The sequence below is a fragment of the Wolbachia endosymbiont of Glossina morsitans morsitans genome, assembly GCF_000689175.1.
Classification (GTDB): Bacteria; Pseudomonadota; Alphaproteobacteria; order Rickettsiales; family Anaplasmataceae; genus Wolbachia; species Wolbachia pipientis.
Map to the genome: position 1 here is coordinate 1 of NZ_AWUH01000084.1, position 2,851 is coordinate 2,851.

Annotated in this window: 4 protein-coding genes and 1 pseudogene; all 5 read left to right on the forward strand. The window is 32.9% G+C overall.

Annotated features, from left to right (window positions below):
• Positions 1-186 precede the first annotated feature (186 nt).
• Positions 187-519, forward strand: coding sequence for an IS3 family transposase (locus tag WGMM_RS07085; RefSeq protein ID WP_081818053.1), 333 nt, complete (start codon positions 187-189; stop codon positions 517-519).
• Between the two features lie 122 nt (positions 520-641).
• The gene (locus tag WGMM_RS01860) at positions 642-818 is read left to right on the forward strand and encodes a hypothetical protein (protein ID WP_182319925.1); all 177 of its coding nucleotides are present in this window, start codon (positions 642-644) and stop codon (positions 816-818) included.
• Complete coding sequence (locus tag WGMM_RS05285; RefSeq protein WP_051599606.1) at positions 812-1,831, forward strand: recombinase family protein; 1,020 nt, start codon at positions 812-814, stop codon at positions 1,829-1,831. The genes WGMM_RS01860 and WGMM_RS05285 overlap by 7 nt, the downstream gene beginning before the upstream one ends.
• The gene (locus WGMM_RS05290; RefSeq protein WP_128080201.1) at positions 1,791-2,483 is read left to right on the forward strand and encodes a recombinase zinc beta ribbon domain-containing protein; all 693 of its coding nucleotides are present in this window, start codon (positions 1,791-1,793) and stop codon (positions 2,481-2,483) included. Before WGMM_RS05285 ends, WGMM_RS05290 begins: the two co-directional genes overlap by 41 nt.
• A pseudogene (locus WGMM_RS07465) lies at positions 2,459-2,851 on the forward strand (transposase); the annotation flags it as partial. The gene WGMM_RS05290 and the pseudogene WGMM_RS07465, both read left to right, overlap by 25 nt.

Genomic DNA, 2,851 nt, shown 5'->3' on the forward strand with positions numbered 1-2,851 from the left:
GATGGCTCCTTACGACAAAGAGAGGTTTGATTTACAAAGCAAGAGTAACAAGGGAAAGAGACATTTAAAAAAAAGCCCTGGCCAGTCAAAAAGAGTAAAATATTTTTTTATATAGTAACTGCTATAAAGTACAGGAATTATGTAGGATTTTCTGCTAGTGGCTACTATAAGTGGACCACAAGAAAAATAAGCAGTAGAGAATCAGCAAATAAAGAGCTACTCGAAGCTATTCAAAAAATATATGAAGTTTCTAAATGTAGATATGGAGCTCCTAAAATTCATGCTGAATTAAAGGCTTTGGGTAAAAGTTGCAATTTGAAAACGGTGCAAAGTATTATGCAGAAAAATGACATCAGGGCTATACTGAAAAGAAAGTTTAAAATTAAAAAACAACAAACAGATAATAGAGCTGTAGCTCCCAATATACTAGATCTAAACTTTATTGTTGATCAACCAAATAAAGTATGGGATTACTTACATCAGAACCAAGGAGGGACTCCGCCAACAATATTGCAATAAACCTGAAACTTGAGAAGACTATTTCCCGAAAGCTTCTACAAAAAGACCGTAGAGTTGAATTTATTTATAGAGCTAATGATCAAATAACCATATGTCTCGATGGATAATATATGGTAGAGCTCATGGGCAACAAGAAATTAATAGTTCGTATTAGTTGTAGTTATGAAGTAAATCGATTAGCAGAGTTGTATCTATTAGATGCATATGAAAAATTAGTGTTAAGTAAACCAATAAAAGCGAGCAAAAAGGAAGAAAACTCTGAATATAAGAAAGTAGATTTGAGGACGGTAAAATGGTAACAGTTAGTTTATATGCAAGAGTTTCTTCAGGGAAGCAAGCACAAGAAGATACAATAGCAAGCCAAATTGCTGCTATAGAGAATCAAATTAGTATGTATGGACATAAATTATTAAATGAATATAAATTTATTGATAATGGTTATAGTGGTTCTAACATAATCCGTCCTGGTTTGGAAAAATTACGTGATAAAATAGCAGAAGGTAACATTGATAAGGTTTATATTCATTCTCCTGATCGTTTATCTCGTAAGTATGCATATCAGATGATATTACTTGAAGAGTTTAAGAAATTAGGAGTGGAAGTCATTTTTTTAAATCATCAAATTAGCGATAATCCAGAATCTCAATTACTATTACAAATGCAAGGTATGATAGCAGAATACGAACGTGCAAAAATCATGGAACGAAGTCGTCGAGGAAAGATTTATGCAGCAAATAAGGGTTGTATAAGTGTAATGAGTGCTGCTCGAAATGGCTATCGTTATATAAACAAAAATACAGAAACAGGACAGGCCTTATTTGAGATTTATGAAGAAGAAGCTGAAGTTGTTCGCAAAGTATTTTCTTGGGTAGGAAAAGAAAGAGCCAGTATAGGAGAAGTATGTCGTAGGCTAAGTGCTATGTCCATTATGACGAGAACTGGAAAAGAGTATTGGGATAGGGCTGTAGTTTTGAGTATGTTAAAAAACTCTGCTTATAAAGGACAAGCAGCTTTTGGTAAAACAAGGTTTGGTGTCAAACTAAAACATATAAGACCGAAAAAAAACTCCTGCGAGCATCCAAAAGATAATTATTCTACTTATCCTGTTCCAAAAGAGGATTGGATTTATATTAAAGTACCTAGTATAGTAAGCGAAGATTTATTTGAAATCGTTCAAGAACAATTAGCTGAGAATAGAAAAATAGCAAGAACAAGACAAAGAGGAGCAAGACATTTATTGCAAGGTTTAGTAGTATGTAAGCTTTGCAATTATGCATATTATGGTATTAGCACTGCACTGCACAAGGAATAAGGAGGGGGAAAAAACTAATAATCAGGTATATTATCGTTGTGTTGGCACGGATTCATACCGTTTTGGCGGTAATAAAATGTGTAACAACAAATTAATTCGTACAGATACATTAGACATGGCTGTGTGGGAAGAGGTAAAACATCTATTAAAAAATCCAAATAGAATATTAGAGGAGTATAAACGTAGACTTTCAGAACTTAAAAAATCACCACTAGATCAAAAAAGTGCTTTGCTTGAAACACAAGAAGATAAATTAAAACGAGGTATTGCAAGGTTAATTGATAGTTATGCTCAAGAATATATTGATCAAGAAGAATTTGAGCCAAGAATTAAAGCAATGAAACAAAACTTAAAAATGGTTGGAGAACAAAAGAAAAAGATATTTGATCAGAAAAAACTCACACAAGAGTTAACTCTAGTAGTAACAAATTTAGAGGGGTTTTCCTCTAGTATTAACTCAAGTCTTAATAATGCAGACTGGCTAACTAAACGTGATATTATTAGAACGTTAGTTAAGCGAATTGATATTAATTTTGAGGATGTAAACATCGTGTTTAGAGTAAAAGAGCTTCCAGACTCTTTTCATATGGAGAAAAATCAATGCTTGCAATGTTGTTGTAGGGGTAGGGATGGCTATATTTGCCAGCAATAATTCTCACGTATGGTAGTTAATGAGTAGTGCAATAAATAAACAATTGGTTATGAACTCTTTATTAATGGCCATTAATAGGCGTAAACCTGTTAAAAATCTACTGCTGCACAGTGACCAAGGTTCACAATATACTGCGAAGGGTATCAATATCTCTTAGCTGTAAAGAATATAGATGAGTAATAAAGGCTGTTGTTACGACAATTCTGTTGCAGAAAGCTTCTTTAGCTCATTGAAAAGAGAAATACTTATTGATACTTCACAACACTCTGCTCAACAAACTAGAACTGCAATATTTGAATACATAGAAATTTTTTATAACAAACAACGTCACTATTAACTATTGCATTCCAGAACAATTTGATGCATCA